Raw genomic sequence first — 22,965 nt, 5'->3', positions numbered from 1 at the left:
TGAATTTAAAAAAGTCGATATAAAAACCTAATGGGGGCAGCGACAAACTACGAGACAAGCGTCTCATTTTTTAATCAAACAGCATACAAATACGCGGCCGGGTTCTATATATTGCGCTCCTGACCAATGTATTAATCATGGTCAAAAAATAAAAATAATTTACTTTGATGAGAGAAAAAAATGAAAACTACACCACTACTGGCGCTGCTTGGCGGCGCTATGATGTCAGCGCATGCCTGGTCGGCCCCTGAATATATTTCCGACCTGGATATTACCTCTTTCGACGGAACGGTACTCGATGCCAACCTGTTTGTGCCGGAAACCCCGGCACCAGCGGAGGGCTACCCTACCGTGATCTTCACCAACAGCTGGGGCTTGGAAAAACGCCAATACCACTTCCAGGCCAAGGAGCTGGCTGAAAATGGATACCTGGTTTTGAGTTACTCCACCCGCGGCTTTGGCCACTCCGGTGGACTGGTGGACGTGGCCGGAGAGAACAGCATTGCCGATGTGGGTGTGCTGATTGATTGGCTCGAATCCAATTACTCCGTGGGCAAACTGGGAATGGCTGGTATTTCTTATGGTGGCGGTATTTCCCTACTAAGCGCCGCGCAAGACTCCCGTATTGATGCGGTTGCTGCGCTGTCCGGCTGGGCCGATGTAGTTGAAGCGCTTTACCCCAATGAAACCGTTAACTTGGTCTGGGGTAGCTTACTTGTCACTACCGCCTTCGATAAAGAAGCTGAACTTGAGCAAGTCTGGGATGACCTGCGCAGCGGCCAGAACATGGAGCAAGTTATAGAGTTCGGCGCCAAACGCTCGGCAATAAGCTATGTCGATCAACTAAATGAAAATGGCACTGCAGTACTAGTATCGAATAACTTTGCCGATTATCTTTTCAAGCCCAACAGCATGACAGACTTCTTCTCCCTACTTGAGGGGCCCAAGAAGCTAATGCTAAACCCTGGTACCCACGCCATTACCGAGACACTTTCTGGCAACGATGGACACATTTGGTCTACCAGCTTCCGCTGGTTCGATCACCACCTGAAGGGCAAAGACAACGGAATCAACCGCGAACCTAAAGTGGACATGACCGTGCGTATCAGCAACAAGCTGGAGCACTATGAGGACTACCCAGTAACCCAAGAGAGCACCACCTGGTATCTACAACCACGCTTTACCATGTTCAATAGCGGCAGTATGGAGAGCGGTAAATATGATGGCTGGAACTGGAGTAATGAATTCCACGGGGGCTGGGATACCTTTGCTGGTACCGGTATCCCATTGGTTTCCGATGCCTTAGAAGGTTTCGGCATTCCGGTATACGCTCCTATGATGGCAATCAACGGTTACTATGCCATCGAATACAAGTCACCAAGGCAGTCTGAGACCCTGAAAGTCCGCGGCGCACCAAAGCTAGAGATGTGGATCGAGCCCAGTAAGAGCGAGGTTCAAATGAATGTACATCTCTACGATGTCAATTTCTTTGGCCTTGGCCGCCTGATCACCCACGCACCAATTACTGTGCGCACTGAACAGCCAGGTAAGAAGCAAAAAGTGGAGGTTGAACTGTTCACCACCAGCTACGATGTGCCTGCCGGTCACCGAGTAGTTATGGCTATTGATACTCAAGGCCCTATTTACAAGAAGCCACAAGATACCAACTACACCATCACTGTGCCCTATAGCAGCAGCAAGGTTTCCAGTTTAACTGTCCCACACCTGTAAACTTTCACAGCCATCACCATGCCCAGCGCTTGATCGCCGGGCATGGCATTCCCCCTGGATCTATCTCAACGCCCACAGCCCCACGTAATTTTCCGCCAAAGCGGTACAATGGCCTTTTTTTGGCCAAGTACCCCATCGCTCTATGAACAAGAAGATACCGCTCGCCCTGCTGAGCGCGGCGCTGTTATCAGTAACAGTCGCCGGGTGTAACCCGGCGGAAAAGGCCCCGCAGAAAATCGACCAGGAATCCAGCGCTCAAATGACAGCCCTGGACATCAGAGAAGCGCCTGAGGGCAAGCTTCCCCAAGGAGTAAAGCCCAGCGCCTACCACCTGGACCTGACTCTCGATCCTCGCAAAGATACTTTCAGTGGCCGTGTCGCTATCGACATTCAGCTGGACCAGGCCGGCAACCATATCTGGTTGCACGGCAAGAACCTGTCGGTAACCAAAGCCACTGCGCAACTGGCAGACGGGCGTGAGGTGCAAGCCAGCTACCGCGAGGTCCTCGACAGCGGCGTCGCTACGGTTGAATTCTCCGAACAACTGCCGGCGGGCAATTTCACTCTGCAGCTGGATTACGCCGCAGATTTCGATCGCAATCTAGCCGGCCTGTTTAAAGTGGAAGAGCAGGGCAATGCCTATGCCCTGGCCAAGTCTGAGTCCATCCAGGCGCGCAAATATCTGCCCGGTTTCGACGAACCCGGCCTAAAGGCGCCCTTCTCCATCAGCCTCACTGTGCCCGAGGGCTACGCCGCTATCAGTAATGGGCCGGAATTAAAACGCGAGACCGTGCCGGGCGGCATGGAGAGAGTGACTTTTGCCACCACTCCCCCCATGTCCACTTATCTGCTGTCCCTCTCGGTAGGTCCCTTCGATGTGGTTGAGCGCGCAGCTATTCCACCGAGTAAGTACCGCAAGGACCCGATTCCCCTGCGCGGTTTTGCGCGTCAGGGCCGCGGTGGCGATATGAATTACATCCTCGATATCACCCCCAAAATGGTGGAGACTTTCGAGAATCAACTGCAGCGCCCCTACCCCTTTAAAAAGCTCGATATTATCGCCGCGCCGCAGTGGCCCAGTGGCGCCACCGAGTTGTCTGCAGCCATCACTTATCGCGAGCAGCGCATTCTGGTGGGCGATAACCCCGCTCCCGGCGCACGCCTGGCTTTGGTAGAGGTACACGCCCATGAGATCGCGCATATGTGGTTTGGCAATCAGGTGACTCCCCCCTGGTGGGACGACCTGTGGCTAAAAGAGGGCTTCGCCACCTGGGGCGAACCACTGGCCCTGCGTATTATGGAACCCGAGGGCGGCCACGACCTAAACGCCGCCACCTACGCAATCGGCGCTATGCAGTTGGACTCCCTCGCCAGCACCCGCGCCATTCGCGAGCCTGTTAGCGACAACAACAATATCCGCAACGCCTACGACTCCATCACCTATTCCAAGAGCCTGGGCGTTATCAATATGGTGGATAACTACTTCGGCGCGGAGAAATTCCGTCCGGCCTTGGGCCGCTATCTGGAAGCTTTTAACGGTGGTGAGGCAGACTCCCCTTCTTTCTACAAAGTGATCGGGAAGGAAACCAGTACCCCGGAACTGACAGAGACTTTCCGTAGTTTTGTCGAACAAAAAGGTGTACCGCAACTGGAGCTGGCCCTGGACTGCAGCAATCCGGCCCAAGCCAAACTGCATGTCACCCAGAGCCGCTACAAACCCCTTGGCTCCCCTATTGCTACAACCGCACAGCAGTGGAGTATCCCCTTCTGCTTTAGCAGCGACAGCGGCACCCAGCAGTGTCAGATACTGACCGGTAAAGAAGAGACCCTGGAACTCGCTGCAGGCAGCTGCCCCAGCTGGGTAATGCCCAACGCACAGGGCAGCGGCTACTACCGCTGGAACCTGCCCGAGCCCCAGTGGCAGGCCCTTACCGAGCGCTTCACCCAGTTCGCCCCTACGGAGCAACTTTCAATTATCGACAGTGCCTTCGCTGCCTTCGAAGCCGGTAAGCTACCTGCTCCCCGCTTGCTCGACGTTGTGCGCCAGTCAGCGAAAGCAGACAAGCGCCAGGTAATTACCATGCCTCTGCGCTACCTGCGTAAGTACCGCGATAATTATCTCGACGATGCCGAGCGCTTGGCTTTCCTAAACTTTGCCCAGAACCTGTATCTGCCACTATTGAGCAACAGCGCGAGCAGCGAAGATGCCGACCAGCAAATGCTACACAGCGCCCTACTCGGTTTTATGGCACTGGTGGCAGAAGACCCGGATACCCGCAATCAGTTAATGGAAAAGGCTACAGCCTTTACCGGCTTTAACACCGAGCGCGATCCCCAGGCATTGAACTCCGACCTGTACGAAGCCGCCCTGACCGTGGCTATCCAGGATGCCGGAGAGGACTTCCTCACACACCTGATTAAAGTGCGCACCGAGCTGGATGATCCACGCTTTGAAAACGCCAGTGCCAATGCCATCGGCAGCAGTAATAGCCCCAAGCAAATAGAGACTATCCAAAAGTTAGCACTCAGCGAACAGATGGGTCCGCGGGAGTCTTTTGCAATGATTCGCTACGCCCTGGCGCAGCCGCTGGTGCAGGAGCAACACTGGGCTTGGCTGCGCAATAATTTTGTCCAGGTTGTGGATAAAATCCCCGCGCAGATCCGCCGCCATACACCCGCATTTGCCAATGCCTTCTGCGATAAAAAACAATTGGATGAATTGCAGCAGCTATTCGCCCAGCACGGCAAGCTGACGCCCGGCTACCAGCGCAGCCTGGCGCAGACTGAAGAGCGTATTCAGTTGTGTATGGCATTGCAGGAAAAAGGCCAGTCGCTGATGGAAGCTCTGCCAAAATCGGTAGAGCTGGCAAATAAATAAACCGCTATTTTTTGTTATTTATCCCGTACAGGGTGAGGAGATTTCCCCACCCTGTACACGCTAAACCTTCCAACCAATAACCTGTGCAGACACCCGAATATTGCACCGGTACCCTTCGATAGTTTTTTTCAGCTCTCGATTTTGTTGTGCTTGCGCAGGCGGAATGCCAGCCAGATCATGGGCAGACCAAAGATAATAGCATAGGCCCCGATCACCCATACCAGTGCCAGGGCTCCGGCTCCAGGGCTGACCAATATTGCCAGACCAAAAATTACCGAGAGCACACCGATCGCAATCAACAGCCACTCGTTGTCGATTTCCTTGCGCAGTCGGATCGCTCCAACAATTTCAAATATTCCCCGCACCAATGCCCAGGCACCGATAAAAATCACCAGTACCAAAGCGGTTACCTGGGGAAACATAAAAGTCACAATACCCGCAGCCAGGCTGATCAGGCCAGACACAATCAGCCACCAAAGAGGAGTGCTCGCATGCCGCCCCATAACTGCCGCCACCAAAGAAAAAATACCATCGAGCAGGGCATAGATACCAAAGAGCAAAACCAGGGTAAGTAGTGACAACCCCGGCCAGATAAATGTCAGCACACCAAAGATTACCGCGATAACACCGCGCAACAGCAGTAACCACCAGTTGGCGGAGAGCACCTTCAATATGGGGCCGGCGGGGATAGGAGAAGTATCAGTGGACATAAGCAGTCCCCGGGTTACAGATCAGCATTGAGTGAAGCGCCAGGCTGTGAAGCCTTGCAGAGCCGAACATATTTTCCCTGGAACCAGCAAAAATAAGGGAGCGGCGGCCCACGGCCGCGACCAAATAGTCGACTCTGCAAAGACTATGATCGCGCCGCAGGCCGCTAATTTCAGTGTAGCCCTTAACGACAAATAGGCGCAGAAATCTTGTGAACGTAAAAATCAGGCAAGCGAATAGTTAGAGGGCGGGTGCTTAGCATGGATGGGTTTTAGCGGGAGAAAAAAGGATTCAGATAAGGAGACAACCGGCAGCCCTAAGGCTGCCGGCGGAGGGTATGGGTCAGGCCAACTCGCCGATCACACCGCGCAGTTTATCCACAATCGCATCGATCTCGTGTTTTTCGATAATCAGCGGTGGGGACATACACAGAGCATCGCCGATACCACGCGCCATTACCCCAGATTCCCAGGCCATAAGGGAAGCCTTGCCTCCGAACTTACCTTTGAGGTTTTCAGGGGCACGTAGCTCGATAGCACCAACCAGGCCGTAGTTACGCACATCGATCACATTGTCCATATCCGCCAGGCTGTGCAGGGCATTTTCCCAGTGCTGCCCGATTTCACCAGACGCGCGCGTGAGCAGACCTTCGCGCTCGTAAATATCCAGAGTCGCCATACCCGCAGCGCAGGCCACTGGATGTGCGGAATAGGTGTAACCGTGGAAAAATTCCACCATACCTTCGGCGGCTGCATTCATAACAGTGTTATGAATTTCGTCTTTTACAAACACCGCACTCAAAGGCACCGCCGCATTGGTAATACCTTTCGCGGAGGTGATCATATCTGGAGTCACATCGAACTCGATAGAAGCGAAAGCGGAACCGGTGCGGCCCCAACCGGAAATCACCTCATCGAAAATCAGCAGCAGATCGTGCTTGTCACAGATCTCGCGCAGGCGCTTCAGGTAACCTTTGGGTGGCAGTACTACACCACCAGCACCGGCAAACGGCTCGACAATGACCGCAGCAATTTGATCGGCACCGTGGAAAGCCACTAGGCGTTCCAGGTCTTCCGCCAGCTCTATACCATGCTCCGGCAAACCGCGACTAAAGGCGTTGCGCTCAATATCCAGAGTGTGACGCATATGGTTCGCTTTCACCGGCTGACCAAAGCCCTGGTAATTGGGAGCGATACCGCCCACGGAAATACCGCCAAAGTTCACCCCGTGGTAGCCCTTTTCGCGACCGATAAACATGGTGCGAGTGCCCTTGCCACGCGCACGCTGGTATTGCAGAGCAATTTTCAGCGCGGTCTCTACGGCCTCGGAACCGGAGTTACCGAAAAATACATGGTCCAGGCCATCGGGAGTGTGCTTCACCAAGCGCTCGGAGTATTCAAAGCCCAACTCGTGACCAAAATTGAAGATGGAGCTGTAATCCAGGGTTTTCGCTTGGTGATAAATAGCTTCGGCAATTTCTGTGCGGCCGTGACCGGCATTGCTGCACCAGAGACCGGCGGTGGCATCAATAATCTGGCGACCACCTTTTTCGGTGAGGTAGATACCCTCGGCGCGCTCAACAATCCGCGGGGCAGATTTAAAGGTGCGGTTGGGGGTAAAGGGCATCCAGAAAGCGTTGGTTGGCATTTCAGACATAAACTGTATCTCCGCAAGTTCCCTGAAACTTCAAAATATTTACGTTGGGGAGCCAGCGACTCCCACGAATTTTTTCAGGCGCTTGTGCAATCTCAGACAAGCGCACGGCACTGCCGTTCGAAACTAAAAATCAGGCGCCGAAGCAGCAGTATTTGGTTTCGTAGAATTCGGCCATGCCTTCGACACCGCCCTCGCGGCCAATACCGGATTCTTTGTTGCCGCCAAAAGGCGCTACGGTGGTGGAGAATACCCCGGTGTTACAGGCAATCATGCCGTATTCCAGCGCTTCCACCACACGGTTCGCGCGGCGAATGTTCTCGCTCATCACATAGGCAGCCAAACCGTAAGGGGTATCGTTAGCACGGCGGATCACATCGGCTTCATCGGTAAACTTCTGTACTGCGGCGATGGGACCAAAGTTCTCCTCCTGAGCCACCCGCATAGCATCCGTGACATCGGTCAGCAGGGTGGGAGCGAAATAGTTTTCTCCATTGGGCAGCTGCTCACCGCCAATCTCGATTTTCGCCCCGGCTTCTACCGCATCCTGTACTAGGTCCTGTACCCGATCCACCGCGCGACGATAAATCATCGGCCCCATGCTGACACCTTCTTCGGAGCCATGGCCGATTTTCAGTGCGGCCACTTCGGCACGCAGCTTTTCCACAAACTCATCGTGTACCGACTCGTGCACATAAATGCGATTGGTGGCCACACACACCTGGCCAGCGTTGCGGAATTTGGTCGCCACGCAGGCCTGCACCGCCGTCTCCATATCTGCATCGTCGAATACGATAAAAGGCGCATTGCCACCTAGTTCCATGGACATCTTCTTCACGGTGCTGGCGCACTGCGCCATCAGCAGCTTGCCCACGGCGGTGGAGCCGGTGAAGGTAAATTTGGCCACGCGCGGGTCCTGGGTCAGTACCTTGCCGATGCCCGGTGAGTCACTGCCGGTCACCACATTGATGGTGCCCTTGGGAAGACCCGCTTCCTCTGCTAGCTGGCACAACGCCAATGCGGACAGTGGAGTCTCTAGTGCCGGCTTGATCACCACAGTACAGCCGGCTGCCAGCGCCGGTGCCGCCTTACGGGTAATCATGGCGTTGGGGAAGTTCCAGGGGGTGATGCAGGTCACCACACCCACCGGCTGGCGGATGGTGCTCAGGCGCATCGCCGGATTGTGGGTAGGGATCGTCTGGCCGTAGGCTCGGCGACACTCTTCAGCAAACCACTCGATAAAAGAGGCGCCATAAATAATTTCCCCCTTGGCCTCCGCCAGCGGCTTGCCCTGCTCGAAAGTGAGGAGACGCGCTAAATCATCGCTGTTATCCATAATCAACTGGTACCAGCGCTTGAGGATGGCGGCACGTTCGCCGGCGGTGCGGCGGCTCCACTCCGGGAATGCGGCGCTCGCAGCTGCTACCGCCGCCTCTGCATCCTCCGCTGAACCATCGGCCACTAAGCCCAGTACTTCGCCATTGGCCGGATCGCGCACCTCTGCGGTGCCCGCAGCATCCCGCCACTCTCCATCGATATAGTTCTGAGACTTCAACAGGTTTGGATTCGCCAGTTCCACCGGAAAACTCCTGATAATTTACTGTTATTAATGGTATTGCGGCGATTCTGGCCGCAGCAGCCCAGGGAGAATAGTAGTATTTTTCGAACTAAAGTTTATATTTATCAAACTTAAGGGTGAAGTGGCTTGTCCACTCCAATCCCCACTCCGCGGGCAGTGCCTAAGCTACGGCAAACTAACTCAAATAACACGGGATAAATCAGCAGATGGGCAAGACAAAAAGCGCCTTGGGCGGGCGCCTCAGCGATATAGACCTTCGCCTGTTACGCGTTTTCCGTGAAGTGGTGCGCGCCGGTGGCCTGGCGCCTGCAGAGGTAGCGCTCAATATCGGCCGCTCCACCATTAGCGTACATATTTCCGACCTGGAAGCCCGCCTGGGTATGCAATTGTGCCTGCGCTCCCGCGGTCGTGCCGACTTCAAACTGACACCTGAGGGGGAGTCACTCTTCGAGGCCATCCTCGAATTGGATGGCCATCTGGAGGCCTTTAAAAGCCAGGTGAATGCCATTCAGTCTCACCTCACCGGAAATCTGCGTCTGGTGATGCCAGACGATGTGCTGGAGATACCACAACTGGATTTACCGGCAACCATTGCCCACCTTCGCCAACAGGCCCCCCAGCTACACCTGGAGGTACAACTTGCCGCCCCCCAGGAACTGGAGCTGGAGATACTCGCCGGCCGCGCCGATGTGGGGATTAACCCCTTGCACACACGTCGACCAGGCTTGGAATACCAGCCGCTATTCCACCACCAATCCACACTCTACTGTGGCGCCCAACACCCATGTGCCCAAGCGGATCAGGTCAGCGAGGAATTACTTACCCAGCAGGAACTGGCAGCCCCCAGTCATGCCGTGCTCTCTGGCGCGGCTCACCTTTACCGATTATTTCCCAACCGTTCCACCGCTAACCATATGGCCGCGAGGCTAGCGATGATTCTATCCGGCTGTTTTGTGGGCTTTCTACCGGATTATCTCGCACAAAAATATGTGGCATGCGGCAAGCTGAAGCCGCTATTGGCCGAGCGTTTTCACTACCGCATTCAGAATGCTGCAACTTTTAAAAAGAATGCAGCAGACCACCCAGCTGTGCAGCTATTTTTGCGGGCTTTAGTAATTAAAAACTAACTACCGGCAAAGCCACACTAGCCTAAATTGGTCTAGGTTACTGCTTCCCAGATGAAAGACCTATAAGCCATTAATGACTGGCAATAAACCCAAAGGTTTGCACTGTTATAAAAATGCAGCATATATACAATGACTGCGTGTCAGAATGAATCACATGGAAGCTTTATGATCGACTTTGAAAATTCACCCATATTCAAACTGAAGCCTATTGATATCTCAGAGGCTAGAGATGATTTCAATAAATTTTTAATTGAAGGTGAATCTATCTTCGCAGGGTTCAAAACCATTCGCGATCAGGTGGTTTTTACCAACAAAAGAATTATCGCAGCCAACGTCCAGGGAATTACCGGCTCCAAGGTCGACTACACATCACTGCCCTACAGTAAAATACAGGCGTTTTCTGTAGAAAGCTCTGGCACCTTTGACCTGGACTGTGAAATCGTGGTGTATCTCAGCGAGGTGGGAAAGGTCAAATTTGAAATCAAAGGGTCTTTTGATCTTATCCAATTTAATCAATATATCAGTAAGTATGTACTGGCTTAACAATATTGAAGGACATCACAATTTAGGCCTTCATTTTTAATGTTAAGTCGGTATATTTAAGCCACCACAGATTTTATACACAAGAGAGGGAAGTTCATGTCACACATGTGGTTAGAAAGTTTGATTACCGAGAATGCACAGCAAGGGTTTGAATTGGCCATGAAACTATCCAGAATGGGAGTGAAATACACCCAACCTTCGGATGAGGTCAGAGGCAAGTTGAGAGCTTCCTACGAGGAAAACGCAGATAGCTTGATCGCCTCATCCCAGGTAGTTGCCATCAACTTTCAGACAGTAGCTGCCGCCAATAACTACTGGCGCGGTTAAGAGATTTCAGCGCTTTACATTGAATTTGAAAATTAGCCAAAAGTTCTGTAAAGCGCCTCTACCCCTACCTCACCATAAATATCCAGTCAAGCTTTACCTAAATAAAACCAATCTCCCAGGCTGATATTCAACAGAATTCACTATAAACATCTAGAAACACCAGCATCCCCAATTTTTCAATCTATATTGCAACTATTCTTTCTTTTGGATGCCCGTGGCAGAGAAACCTTGATCTAGACATTCGCATAGATATCGATAAAGGTAAGGCTCAATTGAGTGGATCACATTGCCATTGGTACCTATCTCCTTTTGGAATATGGAGTGGTTATAGACATGAGTGAGCAAGAAGAGCGACTTGTTACGGTCTGGGAAACCCATACAGCAGCCGAGTTTGAGCTAAAGGATGCTGATGCTGCTATCGCCACTATGACCGACAACCCTGTTTTAATTCACGTCCCGGTAAACACAGGTGCAACCGGAAAGGAACCCCTGAGGAACTTCTATAGGGATATTTTTATACCGCAGATGCCGGCCGATGTTAGCCTGGAGCTACTGACTCGCACAGTAGGAAAACACAGAGTTATCGATGAGTTTATCCTGCATTTGACACACTCCCTGCGTATGGATTGGTTCGCTCCAGGTATCGAAGCCACGGGAAGGAAACTGTCTGTTCCCCATGTTGCGGTAATTGACTTTGACGGCGATAAGATCAGCTCAGAACATATCTATTGGGATCAAGCCTCTGTACTTAAACAAATGGGATTTTTGGATAACCAACTGCCAATTATTGGCAAGAGTCAATGCGAGCGGCTACTGAATGCCAATGCCCCAGCCAACGAACTCATCCCATAAAGTATAAAAACTAATAGACGTTAATCCTTAGCAGTATTGGGCTTTCTTCTAGTGCGCTCACCTCTCTTTCGCCAGCCGGTGAGATTGACCACTCTATGCCAGCCATTGTGCTTCATTCATATTTTTGCCCTAATGCATCTATAGAAGCTCTCTACCGCGTCAGAGTGCTATGGGCATATCAAAAGGGGGAAGATATCGCCTTTCTAGGTGCCGCCTGGCAAGGTTTTAGCCCTGGTACCTGAACAGCAACTGCATTAAGTCCCCACAATAACTCTCGAGGAAGTAAGTGTGCGAACCCTGGGCAATTTCTTATGGTTTATTCTTGGCGGAGTCTTTATGGGCCTCTGCTGGTGGTTTTTTGCACTAATCGCCTTTGTCAGCATTATCGGTATTCCCTGGGGTAGGGCCTGCTTTGTAATGGGCAAGTTCTCATTCTTTCCCTTTGGACGTGAGGCTATTTCACGCAAGGAGCTGACCCTAAACGAAGATATTGGGACCAGTGGACTTGGCTTGATCGGCAATATCATCTGGTTCCTATTTGCCGGAATTTGGTTGGCGATTGGTCATTTGGTACATGCTATTGCCTGCTTTGTAACCATCATTGGTATCCCTTTCGCCATTCAACACTTAAAGCTTGCAGGCATATCCTTATCACCAATTGGAAAAACGATTGTAGTGACAGAAGTAGCCCAAGCTGCAAGGATGAAAAATGCTGAGACGATAGTTTCAAGAATGAGAGGAAACATCTAGCCACTTAAGAATAAGGCCTTTCTGATAAGTGGTTTCAATGAGACAAGGTGATCAATGAACCTTTAAGCCATTAGTACCAGATAGCTTTATTTAAATAGCAGACAATAAATTTATTAATACTGCATCTCCCTGTGATTCTACAGCGTCTTACCGTGAGTGACATAACAACCGTCACTCATTTTAATGAACACAGGGAGTATAACAATGAGAAAACTTACCTTAATTTTAGCTGGTACATTTGCTTTAGCTGTCAACTCTATTGGCTACGCCACTGAAAAACCCATAATGCCAGAGCAGGACACACCAGCAGCCCAAGTAATGCTATTTGGTGTTTTTCATTTTCATAATCCTGGATTGGATTCAGTAAAGTCAGAGGTAATCAACGTACTGACCCCCAATAACCAGCGCTATTTGGAGCAACTTACTAGCAAGCTTGCAGATGAGGGGCCCACCCATGTATTAATTGAATGCCCGCCGACACGTCAAAAAACAATAAATCGTAAATTCACTTCCTATAAAAATGGCAACCACGATCTCAGTGTGAATGAGAATCAGCAGCTGGGGTTTCGTATAGCGGCAAAGGCGGGACTGGATAAAGTACTTTGTTATGACGAAAGAAATGTTCATTGGAAAGGTGCTGAACTAAGAAATTATATGGCTAAAGAAACACCGGAGAGAAAAAGAATTCATGACAAACTTATAGAGAAAATCGGCAAGGATACGTCTCACAGACATAGTACTTTATCTTTAAGCCAGCTACTTAAATTTAACAATGCTCCCACAGAGGAACATGATAATATGAATTTATATATATCAAGAAATGATATAGGTGCGGGCAAAGGTTTTATTGGAGCCGATGCAGCAGCCAGCTGGTGGCACCGTAATTTCCGGATGTACGCTAATATACAGGCCAAAGCCCAGCCGGGAACTAAAGTAATTGCTATCGGTGGCTCAGGTCATACTGCTATCCTAAAGACCCTTCTAGAGGTTGATAAAAGTCGCCGGGCTTGGGATGTTAATGAATACTTATAAAAAATATTAGAAATAAAAAATGGAGAATTAGGGGAACAATGAGAAATCTTATAAAGCTCTTGAGCAGTATCATAGCCCTGGCTTCTTGCTCAAGTTGGGCTGCAGAAAAAGAAGTATCATCCAGCCCTGAAGTACCGCAGGCCCAGGTAATGTTATTCGGTACCTTTCATTTTGCAAACCCTGGCCGGGATACAGTAAAGTTAAATGTTATCGATGTGCTAACGCGAGAAAATCAAGCCTATTTGGAGCAATTAACCGAGAAACTAGCCGGTGAATCCCCCACCCATGTGATGCTAGAGTGTGACCCAAGTAAACAGGAAAAGATTGATAGAAAGTTTCAATCTTACCTGAGTGGAAAACATAAACTCGAAGTTAATGAGCACCAACAGCTGGGTTTTCGCATTGCAGCCAAAGCGAAACTGAATGGTGTTATTTGCTATGATGAAAATCAAGTGCACTGGAATGGGGAAAAACTCATGAGCTATATGAGTACCAATGCGCCTGTAAGAAAAAAAATGTTTGATGCCCAAATAGCAGATTTTGGAACTTTAGCTAGTAAGCAGCACAAAACACTCCCCTTACGACAGTTGCTCCAAATTGATAACTCTCTTGAGAGAGACAGAAAAAATATGAATTTATACCTTATGGTAAATGATATTGATTCTGGTGAAGGTTTCTCAGGAGCAGATGCGTCAGTCAGTTGGTGGCATAGGAATTTTCGCATGTATGCCAACATCCAAGCTAAGGCTCAACCAGTAACCAAGGTTATCGCAATTGCGGGTTCAGGTCATACCGCACTTATGAAAACACTTCTGGCCACTGATCTTCAGCGCGAGGCCTGGGATATTAATGATTACCTCTAGAATTCCTACCCAGCTTATTTATCACTAACAATTGAGAGTAATACTCATTCCAATCCATACCCTTGGATATCACACTACATATAGTGTGATATCCAAGCTTAGCAAAAAATAGACACACAAGAAATTTTAACTTTAGTTTTCCCTCCCTAACTACGTGTAAGATAGTTTATTTTCAGCTCAGGAATTACCATACAAAAACAAGATTACATCCACCTTAATAATCATACCTATGATTTTGCTATCAATATTTCTATCTAGCTTTTGGAATAAATTCTTTCTCTAGAGCACTCCTGTCCCACCCTCCAGTGCTCGCTGCAGCTTCATAGGTACTCTGCAGAAAAGCCAATAATGTTTCATCTGGTGCAGTAGACTTCCTCACCTCATCATAAGGAAGGATAAATTCAGACAGCTCCTTTGAATAAAACGCAGAATCCGGACTAACCTCTTGACCCGAAAATTTATCAGATGCAGGATACGTATAAGAATAAAATGCAGCATCTTTATAACCTCCTCCGCCGGGCCAAAACCCAGCACTACTGACTTCATGAGAGTATGCCTCTTGAGCAGCCCAGTCAGGGAAATTTGGAACGCCTCCAGGATGCAGAGGTGCCTCTCTGCCAGAGAAACGTGTAACCGCTAAATCAAAACTTCCCCAGAAAAAATGCACAGGACTGCATTTCCCTATAAAACGGGAACGAAACTCTTTAAAAACTCTATCTATTTGCACTAGCGCCTGCCAAAAACGGGTTGCAAACCTTGAGTCATAATGACAATGATTCCTATCCTCTTCAAAGGGGATACCATTGGCAATCTCACTAGGTGTGGTATAGATTTCAACTGAAAGACCAAGATCCCTCATTACATTTATAACCGCCATATAGAAATCGGCAACGCACATTGGCGTTAACGGTATGATACGCCTGCCACCATCACTGACCAATATTGAAAGTTGATGCTCAAGAAGATCAAATTCAATAGAAAAAGCTCTTCCATCATAGGGGATCAGAGAGGTATTCAATCCCCTTGCTGATATATAAAAAGGCACATGCCAGGAGTGATTTGTCCAAGGTGTCTGAACCAAGCGAATCTTACCAATGATCTGTGTCCACAGATGTAATGTGGCCACAGTGTCTGACCAATCTTGAAAGTGAAGCTCAGGCCAATCTGAATTCTTAGAACGATTTGAAGGCATCTTCATATTTCACTCCGATCACTCACAACAAATAAAATAAAAGACTACTGCCTCAGCAAAAAATAAGCAGCATTCGGAAAAATCCACAACAGTAACATTATCGACACCAAATGATTCTCTACATGCCAACATAACTTATAAATACATTATTAGTGTCACCAAGCAAATTCCCACGCCTTTGACTTGCAAACTACACTCTTCAGTCGAGAAACTAATAAGTTAATCGCGTTACCCCAAACATACCAACTCTAAACAACTGAATACCTGTCACGCATGAGCCGCAAAAGCCATACTGTTCTATTAGTCCCCGGGATTTTTGACCGGGGTACCTCTCTGTTAAAAATGCAACGTATACTTTCTGAAGCAGGCTATAACACACATTACATTCACTTGCGTTACAACTCAGGTTGGCACGGTATGGAGCATTTATCCGCTCAATTAATGGCAAAGATGGAGAATATACTTAAGGGAGAGGAGACTTGTACGTTGATAGGATTTAGCATGGGGGGAATTGTCGCGCGCTATTACCTACAAGCCATGAGCGGTATTGATAAGGTGCATAAATTTATCTCTATTGCCTCTCCACACCATGGTAGCTATTGGGCAAATTTTCTGCCATATAAAGGAGGGAAACAGCTACGCGTGGGTAGTGACTTCTTAAAATCTTTAAACAAGTCAATACACCTCTTGGAACAAACCCAACCTGTCTCAATTTGGACTAAATACGACATCACCATAATGCCACACAGCAGTGCCCAGCTGGGAATTGGTGTATCTTATGAGGTTCCGGTTATCTTACACAGATTAATGCCAATGAGTACTAAAGTTATTTCATTGATGAAAAATGAAGTCATAACAGGTATGGAGTAAATATATTTTATGAATAGCCTCATTAAGAAATTCTAAATGCTTAATATGCCTAGCCTACTTTCACAGGCAATTAACTATGAGTAATTCAGATAAAGAGACCGCCAAGCCAGAAAGTGCCATCCAGAATTATTACCGTAAATTCGAAAGCTTTATTGCACTACTTCTCACCTTTATCATTATTGTAATTGTTATTATCGCCATTAGTCGTCTTGCCTATTCTGTATACTCCATGCTATTGATCGGCATGAAAGATCCTCTTGATCACAAAGTATTCCAGACTATTTTCGGTGAGATTATTACCTTACTGATTGCACTGGAGTTCAGCCACACCCTGCAATATGTGGTAACCAAGCAGCAGAGTATTATTCAAACTACCGTTGTAGTCTTAATTGCTATACTGGCGCTTGCGCGTAAGTTTATAATTCTGGATCTGGATAAAGTCAGTGCGGGAGAATTAATCGGGCTGGCAGCTGCGACTCTAGCACTAGGATTAACCTACCTAATACTGAAAAACAAAAGAAGTAATTACTAAGTTTTACACTATATTAGCAACTTTAAATTGGGCGAAGTGCTGATTCACCATTCGCCCAATTAAGACTAGCTCTATATACTAGTTATCATTCTCACGTAATGCATGATGTAACCGCACCGGCTTTGTTTTGCGCTCTTTCTTACTACGTAGGCGCAAATTAAGCATCTCCACTGCCATCGAGAATGCCATGGCAAAATAGATATACCCCTTGGGTACATGCACATCAAAGCCCTCTACCACCAGGGTAAGTCCAACCATAATCAAAAATGCCAGCGCGAGAATTTTAACCGTTGGATGGCGATCGACGAAGTCACCTATTGGTTTAGCGGCTACCAGCATAACCATTACTGCTAGGACAATGGCGACAGCCATAATGGAGATTTCATCTACCAGACCTACGGCAGTAATCACAGAATCGAGTGAAAATACGATGTCGAGAATGGCAATTTGCAGGAGCACCATGCCAAAACCGGCGGTCCCCAGTGAGGCCGAATCAGTCTCAGCACCCTCCAAGCTATTGTGTATTTCATGTGTGGCTTTAGCGATCAGGAACAAGCCGCCTCCCACTAAAATAATATCTCGGCCGGATATCTCCATTGAAAAAATACTAAACAGTGGCTCTACCAGCCCCATAATCCAGACGATGGAAAACAATAATGCTAGGCGCATTACCATAGCGAGGGTCAGGCCAATAAAACGAGCCGGTTCGCGCTGATGGGGCGGAAGGCGTCCAACGAGAATAGAAATAAAAATAATATTATCGATACCGAGAACTATTTCCAGCGCTGCCAATGTAGCCAGAGCAACCCAGGCTTCCGGGCTGGCTATCCACTCGAACATAAAAATTCCTTATCCATTAATTATTCTGAAATGCTCTTCCCGTAACTAGGGGAGGCCAATATGGCACAGTCAGCACCAAACTTTATCTTTTGTAGTCACCTGACTTCTCTACTAACTCAGTGTTCAGAAGAGAGTGTCAGGGAGTAGGCCATATTAAGCTACTCTATTCGCCTTGACGCAACCAGATCATGGCCTTATCTTCAGAATCAAATACCTTATACTCACCGCTGATAAACCAGCTCCCCACTTTACTAGCTATTTTCATCCAGCGCTTCTCAGAGATTACCGCAATCCGATTAAACTCACGGCCATGAGATAACCCTAACTTTAAATCGTCCCAAGCAGCGCGCGGCTCCCAACCCTGTAACTCCTTGGCATCCATTAGACAATCAATCTTGGGGTTTTCTACACCGGCAATAGCCGAGTTGAGCATGGGTACCATGGTCTGGTAATCCTCATGCGTCAGTTTTCCGCGAGCTCGCAGAGTCAAAAAGAAGTGATTGCCTTGTTGCTCCAAACCGATAGAAACACCGTGAGGTTGATCGCTCATAGGTCACCCTTAACTGACGTTTTCTACACAGGATAAGTTAGCTTTCAATACACACTCTAAATAAACACTTAGAAGTCGTTGCGCCAAAAATTAATGCTTTATTTTTATCAGGCTAAGAACATTACTTCTGCTTGAAGGAATACAATTTGGACACATGAAAATAGCTATTCTTCACAGGCTACCGGCCGTGATTTTCCGCATTGCCAACAATAGTCAAAGGCCGCCCCGTTCTCTTCACCACAGCTGGGGCAGGTCCAGCCTCTCTGTTCAGCTTCGGCATCCTGTAATAGCTGACAGGCCCGCTCATAATCTCGGTCTCGCTCCAACCAAAGTTCCGCCCAAGCTTGGTTCGGGGCCAGCTCTCCAGATGCACCCTGGGCAAATTCATTTTTCAGTTTGACCGCTATACCGGCAACTTCCAGGCGACTTTTAACCAGCTCCACCAGGAGGCGGTTTTCATGGGTATAAATGAGTTTCATGAGGTAAGAGGCCCTGTTCCAGAACCCCCAGAATACTCACAACCAGTAGATGAACCCGATAGATAAGCTCTATTCCTCTGTTGCAGCTGTGCAATCTACATGTCGACAATATTCTTCATGGGGTACCGTGATGATTTCCAGAACACTTTCTACGGTATTCAGTGCTGCCCGGCTATTAATAAGTACCCGCCCGGAACGACTGGCAATATATTCCAACACAGCCCTCCCCCTAGTACTTTTGTAAACCGCCAAAAGTTGCCCCTTTTCCACCGCATCGCCATGCCGGACAAATACTTCCATCCAATTGCCAATCAAACTGTGGACCTGTGTGGTGCGCATTGCCTGGGCATATATTCGCTCCACACTGACTAGCCCCGCAATCTCTCCAAACCTGGGGGCCTCCGCTGCCCGTAGAGGTGTTATTCCGCTGACAGCCAGGATAACGACAAACAGGCAGATTTTTCTCAAGCCAATTCTCCTCAAGCTGGTTTTTCCACGGACTCCAGCCCAGTTTATGGGCCATGTCGCCGAAGGCATTTTTAAAAGGCGATAACTTAGGTATAGCTGACTAAATAATTCACGCCAGATTGAATAGCTAGGTGACAGGAAAATAAAAGGGGTGATAAATAAACTAGCGAGGCAAAGAAAGGGCCACTATTCGTGGCCCTTTTGTAAATTTATGCTACTAAGATGCAGGAAGAGTGAATCTAGCTGAGATCTATCCAGGTGGATTTTAATTCACAGTACTTATCCAAGGCGTGCAGGGACTTATCCCGGCCGTTACCCGACTGTTTAAAGCCACCAAATGGGACAGTGATATCTCCGCCAAAGTAGTTATTGACCCACACAGAGCCCGCATAGATATCGCGGGCCATCCGATGGGCGCGGCCCAAGTTGTTGGTCCAGATACCTGCCGCCAGCCCGTAGATGGAATCATTGGCTATGGCGAGCGCCTCCTCCTCTGTTTCAAATTCGATCACCGACAGTACCGGGCCGAAAATCTCTTCGCGGGCGATGGTCATTTCGCCAGTCACATTGCGAAATACGGTCGGCTCATAATAGTAACCGCCAGTCACCTCATCCACCGGCTGACCACCACATACCAGCTGCGCGCCCTGCTCCAGGCCCTTGGCCACATAGAATTCAACCGTATCGAACTGACTGCGATCGATCAGCGCACCCATTGCGGTATTGGGATCTTGTGGGTGGCCGGGCTTAAAGCGCTCAGCAGCCTTGCTTACCTTTTGAATAAACTCATCGGCGATGCTCTTTTCTACCAGCAGGCGTGAACCCGCAGTACAAGTTTCCCCCTGGTTATAGAAAATGGCCAATGCTGCTGCATCGGCGGCCTTATCCAAGTCGGCATCAGCAAAGACAATATTCGGGCTCTTTCCACCCAACTCCAGGAAAGTACGCTTCAAGTTTGACTGACCGGAATACTCGGTGAGGGTCTTGCCCACTTCGGTGGAACCGGTGAAGGTGAGGCAGTCGATATCCATATGCAGGCCCAGCGCCTTACCCAAGCTACTACCTGGTCCCGGTAATACATTCAGTACGCCATCGGGCAGACCTGCTTTCTTGGCCAAACCAGCCAATTTAATCGCTGTCAGCGGGGTATTGGAGGCCGGCTTCAGAATCACACTATTGCCAGTGGCCAACGCCGGCCCCAACTTCCAAGCGGTGGTGGACAATGGGAAATTCCAGGGCACGATTGCCGCCACCACCCCCAGCGGCATGCGGGTTACCAGACCAAGCTCACCGGGGCCTGTAGGAGCAACTTCATCGTAGATCTTGTCGATGGCCTCACCACTCCAACGAATAGTGGTGGCTGCCCCGGGAACATCCACGGCCATGGTATCGCCAATGGGCTTACCCGCATCCAGGCTCTCCAACAGGGCAATTTCCACTAAGTGTTCTTCAATCAGTTCGGCAAATCGCACCAGGATTTTTTTGCGCTGCATCGGCGGCATTTTCGACCAAACACCGGACTCAAAAGTCTCGCGTGCCACATTGACTGCCAGATCGGCATCCTGTGGACCGCAGCTGGCGATCTGCGCCAACTCTTCACCATTGGCGGGGTTATAGGTGGCACGAGTTTCCCCAGATAGAGCATCTACATACTCGCCATTGATAAAGGCTCGGCCTTCAATCTTGAGTGAGGCCGCCAGAGCCTGCCACTCCTGCAGGTTTTGCGGGATATTATTTTCTTCTTTCATGGCACACCTCGTCTGAGACTGTTAGTTTTTTCAGGTTATATCGAAAATGTGATCACAAATCAAAGGGGTTGCCGGCATCCGGCTTATTGTGGCTTGGCAATTACATTAAGGGGCCCCAAGAGGAGGGCCCCTAAGTAGAATTACACGACCTCAGTCTCCACCTGTAACCAATCATCCTGTAACTGCATCATCAGCTTGTCGCCGTGATGCAGCTCACCGACGCCCGCTGGGGTGCCAGTCAGCACCACATCGCCGGGTTCAAGAGTAAAGTAACTGCTGATATAGGCCACCAAATCGAGTATCGGGGTGAGCATATGCTCAGTTTTACCACACTGGCGTTGCTCCCCGTTTAGCCACAGCGAATAGCTGAGCTTGTCCCAATCCGGCAACCAGTCCAATTTGACGAAAGAAGAAAGGGGGCAGGAATTATCAAAGCCCTTGGCCTTTTCCCAGGGGTGCCCGGCTTGCTTCAATTGTGACTGCAAATCACGCAAAGTGAGATCCAGCGAGAGACCCAGCCCAGCAATTGCCGGGGGAATTTCTGTCGCATTGGCGTCGGTCAATTTCTTACCGATCAGCAGTGCCAACTCACCCTCGAAGTGACAGCTGCCACGTCCCGTGGGCAGGTGAATAGGTTTGGCCATTTCTACTGCCGCAGTAGCCGGTTTGATAAACAGCAACGGCTCCTCAGGTACCGGATTATTCAACTCGGCGGCGTGGTCGGCATAGTTGCGCCCCACACAGATAATCTTGCCTAGCTTGTAAGGAACTTCACTGCCACAGGTAAATTGGTGTTGGTACATAAATAAATAAGATAGTTAGGATAGGAATTTCGAATAAAGCGATATAACCAGCATGTGCTATGATCGCGCCTTCGCCTGACTTCGGCACCTCTTAGAAGTGGCAAAGCACTTTTTACATCGCGTTACCCGCACTCAGTGAAGAGATAGTTTATGGCTCCGCACAATTCCGATCAAAGAAAGTCCCTGCAAAAAGACAAGATTCGCATCCTGCTGCTGGAAGGTGTACACCAGTCGGCTATTGATCTGTTGGCCTCCCGTGGCTACACCAACGTAGAGTTTCTAAAAACTTCCCTGCCCGAAGATCAGTTGATCGAGAAGATCGCGGATGCCCATTTTATCGGTATTCGCTCCCGCACCCAGCTGACCCGCAAGGTGCTAGAAAATGCCCCAAAACTGGTTGCCGTTGGCTGTTTCTGTATCGGAACCAACCAAGTGGACCTGAAAGCGGCCACTGAGCTCGGTGTTGCCGTATTTAACGCGCCTTATTCCAATACCCGCAGCGTGGCGGAGCTGATTATCGCCGAGACCATCTTCATGCTGCGCGGTATCCCAGAGAAAAATGCTGTGTGCCATCGCGGTGGCTGGCTCAAATCCGCAGTGGGCTCCTTCGAAGCCCGCGGTAAAACCCTGGGGCTTATCGGTTACGGTGCTATTGGCTCGCAGGTATCAGTCATGGCTGAGGCCATCGGTATGCGGGTGAAATTTTATGATGTCATCACCAAGCTGCCGTTGGGCAACGCCAGCCAGGTAGGCTCCTTGCAGGAGTTACTGCGCGAGTCCGATGTCGTTTCCCTGCATGTACCCGAGCTGCCCTCGACCAAAATGATGATGGGTGCCGAAGAAATCGCACAAATGAAGCCCGGCGCCATACTGCTAAACGCCTCCCGTGGCACCGTGGTGAATATTGAAGCCCTGGCAGAAGCCCTCAATAGTAAGCACCTGGCCGGTGCCGCTATCGATGTATTCCCGGTAGAGCCTCGCGGCAATGACGATGAATTTCTCTCCCCACTGCGTGGCATCGACAACGCCCTGCTGACTCCCCACGTGGGCGGTTCCACCATGGAGGCCCAGGAAAATATTGGCACCGAGGTGGCGGAAAAACTGGCGCACTACTCCGATAACGGTACCACCACCAGCTCTGTGAATTTCCCCGAGGTGGCACTGCCAGGACACGCCGGTACCCATCGCCTGCTGCATATCCACAAAAATGTCCCCGGTGTATTGAGTGCCATTAACCAGGTGTTCTCAGATAATGCCATCAACATCTCTGCCCAGTACCTGCAGACTAACGAGACAGTGGGTTATGTGGTGATTGATGTGGATGCGGCTTACTCGGACCTGGCGCTGGAAAAACTGAAGAATATCCCCGGCACCCTGCGCTGCCGCGTGTTGTTCTAGCTCCCTAGAAAGCCCTCTATGGACGGGTGTGCGACTCCTCTG

General features: G+C 49.6%; 22 protein-coding genes. 12 read left to right on the top strand and 10 right to left on the bottom strand.

What is annotated here, in order from left to right; genetic code table 11:
- Positions 1-180: 180 nt before the first annotated feature.
- On the top strand, positions 181-1,731 hold the full coding sequence (locus ACJJH9_RS00890; RefSeq protein ID WP_444923981.1) for a CocE/NonD family hydrolase: 1,551 nt from the start codon (positions 181-183) through the stop codon (positions 1,729-1,731).
- Positions 1,732-1,873: 142 nt separating this feature from the next.
- Positions 1,874-4,609 (top strand): M1 family metallopeptidase, encoded by a 2,736-nt coding sequence (locus tag ACJJH9_RS00885; RefSeq protein WP_444899622.1) that lies wholly within the window; start codon positions 1,874-1,876, stop codon positions 4,607-4,609.
- 128 nt (positions 4,610-4,737) lie between these two features.
- Here the strand turns inward: ACJJH9_RS00885 and ACJJH9_RS00880 are convergent, their stop codons facing one another.
- The 3 genes from ACJJH9_RS00880 to ACJJH9_RS00870 all read right to left on the bottom strand — a co-directional run bounded on the left by ACJJH9_RS00880 (position 4,738) and on the right by ACJJH9_RS00870 (position 8,549).
- Positions 4,738-5,319, bottom strand: coding sequence for an HdeD family acid-resistance protein (locus tag ACJJH9_RS00880; RefSeq protein WP_444899621.1), 582 nt, complete (start codon positions 5,317-5,319; stop codon positions 4,738-4,740).
- Between the two features lie 340 nt (positions 5,320-5,659).
- Positions 5,660-6,973, bottom strand: a complete 1,314-nt coding sequence (gene aptA / locus ACJJH9_RS00875) for an omega-aminotransferase AptA (protein WP_252083630.1) — start codon at positions 6,971-6,973, stop codon at positions 5,660-5,662.
- Between the two features lie 130 nt (positions 6,974-7,103).
- Positions 7,104-8,549 carry an NAD-dependent succinate-semialdehyde dehydrogenase gene (locus ACJJH9_RS00870; protein ID WP_444899620.1) on the bottom strand — a complete coding sequence of 482 codons (1,446 nt, stop codon included), beginning with the start codon at positions 8,547-8,549 and terminating at the stop codon, positions 7,104-7,106.
- A 206-nt stretch (positions 8,550-8,755) separates the two neighbouring features.
- On the opposite strand from ACJJH9_RS00870, the gene ACJJH9_RS00865 reads away from it, so the two are divergent.
- From ACJJH9_RS00865 to ACJJH9_RS00835, 7 genes are all read left to right on the top strand, one after another.
- Complete coding sequence (locus ACJJH9_RS00865; RefSeq protein ID WP_252083631.1) at positions 8,756-9,676, top strand: LysR family transcriptional regulator; 921 nt, start codon at positions 8,756-8,758, stop codon at positions 9,674-9,676.
- A gap of 165 nt (positions 9,677-9,841) precedes the next feature.
- A complete protein-coding gene (locus tag ACJJH9_RS00860) occupies positions 9,842-10,219 on the top strand; it encodes a PH domain-containing protein (protein WP_444899619.1) in 378 nt (125 codons plus the stop codon).
- Between the two features lie 96 nt (positions 10,220-10,315).
- Complete coding sequence (locus ACJJH9_RS00855; RefSeq protein WP_152455425.1) at positions 10,316-10,546, top strand: hexameric tyrosine-coordinated heme protein; 231 nt, start codon at positions 10,316-10,318, stop codon at positions 10,544-10,546.
- Between the two features lie 333 nt (positions 10,547-10,879).
- Complete coding sequence (locus ACJJH9_RS00850) at positions 10,880-11,398, top strand: nuclear transport factor 2 family protein (protein ID WP_252083633.1); 519 nt, start codon at positions 10,880-10,882, stop codon at positions 11,396-11,398.
- A gap of 288 nt (positions 11,399-11,686) precedes the next feature.
- Entirely contained in the window at positions 11,687-12,148 is a 462-nt protein-coding gene (locus ACJJH9_RS00845; protein WP_252083634.1) for a YccF domain-containing protein, read from the top strand.
- Positions 12,149-12,352: 204 nt separating this feature from the next.
- Positions 12,353-13,180: a DUF5694 domain-containing protein gene (locus tag ACJJH9_RS00840; protein WP_444899617.1), complete on the top strand. Its 828-nt coding sequence runs from the start codon at positions 12,353-12,355 to the stop codon at positions 13,178-13,180.
- A gap of 38 nt (positions 13,181-13,218) precedes the next feature.
- Entirely contained in the window at positions 13,219-14,043 is an 825-nt protein-coding gene (locus ACJJH9_RS00835; RefSeq protein ID WP_444923980.1) for a DUF5694 domain-containing protein, read from the top strand.
- Between the two features lie 250 nt (positions 14,044-14,293).
- Here the strand turns inward: ACJJH9_RS00835 and ACJJH9_RS00830 are convergent, their stop codons facing one another.
- On the bottom strand, positions 14,294-15,241 hold the full coding sequence (locus ACJJH9_RS00830) for a DUF5996 family protein (RefSeq protein ID WP_444899615.1): 948 nt from the start codon (positions 15,239-15,241) through the stop codon (positions 14,294-14,296).
- Positions 15,242-15,508: 267 nt separating this feature from the next.
- On the opposite strand from ACJJH9_RS00830, the gene ACJJH9_RS00825 reads away from it, so the two are divergent.
- Entirely contained in the window at positions 15,509-16,105 is a 597-nt protein-coding gene (locus tag ACJJH9_RS00825; RefSeq protein ID WP_252083637.1) for an esterase/lipase family protein, read from the top strand.
- 76 nt (positions 16,106-16,181) lie between these two features.
- On the top strand, positions 16,182-16,637 hold the full coding sequence (locus tag ACJJH9_RS00820) for a phosphate-starvation-inducible PsiE family protein (protein WP_444883029.1): 456 nt from the start codon (positions 16,182-16,184) through the stop codon (positions 16,635-16,637).
- A 78-nt stretch (positions 16,638-16,715) separates the two neighbouring features.
- On the opposite strand, the gene ACJJH9_RS00815 is transcribed toward ACJJH9_RS00820, so the two are convergent.
- The 6 genes from ACJJH9_RS00815 to ACJJH9_RS00790 all read right to left on the bottom strand — a co-directional run bounded on the left by ACJJH9_RS00815 (position 16,716) and on the right by ACJJH9_RS00790 (position 21,525).
- Positions 16,716-17,477 carry a TerC family protein gene (locus ACJJH9_RS00815; protein WP_444889182.1) on the bottom strand — a complete coding sequence of 254 codons (762 nt, stop codon included), beginning with the start codon at positions 17,475-17,477 and terminating at the stop codon, positions 16,716-16,718.
- A gap of 163 nt (positions 17,478-17,640) precedes the next feature.
- Positions 17,641-18,027 (bottom strand): SpoIIAA family protein, encoded by a 387-nt coding sequence (locus tag ACJJH9_RS00810; protein ID WP_444899614.1) that lies wholly within the window; start codon positions 18,025-18,027, stop codon positions 17,641-17,643.
- Between the two features lie 164 nt (positions 18,028-18,191).
- Positions 18,192-18,506 carry a putative signal transducing protein gene (locus tag ACJJH9_RS00805; protein WP_252083641.1) on the bottom strand — a complete coding sequence of 105 codons (315 nt, stop codon included), beginning with the start codon at positions 18,504-18,506 and terminating at the stop codon, positions 18,192-18,194.
- Positions 18,507-18,575: 69 nt separating this feature from the next.
- Entirely contained in the window at positions 18,576-18,974 is a 399-nt protein-coding gene (locus ACJJH9_RS00800) for a biotin/lipoyl attachment domain-containing protein (RefSeq protein WP_252083642.1), read from the bottom strand.
- Positions 18,975-19,213: 239 nt separating this feature from the next.
- Positions 19,214-20,722: an aldehyde dehydrogenase gene (locus ACJJH9_RS00795; protein WP_444903336.1), complete on the bottom strand. Its 1,509-nt coding sequence runs from the start codon at positions 20,720-20,722 to the stop codon at positions 19,214-19,216.
- A 140-nt stretch (positions 20,723-20,862) separates the two neighbouring features.
- On the bottom strand, positions 20,863-21,525 hold the full coding sequence (locus tag ACJJH9_RS00790) for a fumarylacetoacetate hydrolase family protein (protein ID WP_444923979.1): 663 nt from the start codon (positions 21,523-21,525) through the stop codon (positions 20,863-20,865).
- 150 nt (positions 21,526-21,675) lie between these two features.
- Here ACJJH9_RS00790 and serA point away from each other — a divergent pair, with 150 nt between their 5' ends.
- Entirely contained in the window at positions 21,676-22,923 is a 1,248-nt protein-coding gene (gene serA, locus ACJJH9_RS00785; RefSeq protein ID WP_444923978.1) for a phosphoglycerate dehydrogenase, read from the top strand.
- Positions 22,924-22,965 lie beyond the last annotated feature (42 nt).

Source organism: Microbulbifer mixtoriginis (SeqCode) (assembly GCF_052466715.1).
This window is presented reverse-complemented; position numbering and strand designations above follow the sequence as displayed.